At 53.0% G+C, this 541-nt stretch carries 1 pseudogene; it reads left to right on the forward strand.

Annotated elements, in window-relative coordinates:
- A pseudogene (locus ACOTYN_RS26470) lies at window positions 1–541 on the forward strand (hypothetical protein); the annotation flags it as partial.

Below are 541 nucleotides of genomic sequence, written 5' to 3' on the forward strand. Positions count from 1 at the left end.
GAGCTCAGGAAAAAGCTACAACGTATTGAAATGGAAAATGAAATATTAAAAAAGGCTACCGCGCTCTTGATGTCAGACTCCCTGAACAGTTCTCGATAATCGGGAAACTCAGGGCGCGTTATCCTGTGGCCACTCTCTGCCATGTGTTCGGGGTTCATCGCAGCAGCTACAAATACTGGAAAAACCGTCCTGAAAAGCCAGACGGCAGACGGGCTGTATTACGCAGTCAGGTACTTGAACTGCATGGCATCAGCCACGGCTCTGCCGGAGCAAGAAGCATCGCCACAATGGCAACCCAGAGAGGTTACCAAATGGGGCGCTGGCTTGCTGGCAGACTCATGAAAGAGCTGGGGCTGGTCAGTTGCCAGCAGCCGACTCACCGGTATAAGCGTGGCGGTCATGAGCACGTTGCTATCCCGAATCATCTTGAGCGACAGTTCGCCGTAACGGAACCAAATCAGGTGTGGTGCGGTGATGTGACCTATAGTGTGCCCGGAGTTCAGGGCGGGCATGGATGCTTAAATGAACCGCGAGTCTGTCT

The sequence above is a fragment of the Enterobacter cloacae complex sp. IR5458 genome, assembly GCF_049238025.1.
Lineage (GTDB): Bacteria > Pseudomonadota > Gammaproteobacteria > Enterobacterales > Enterobacteriaceae > Enterobacter > Enterobacter kobei.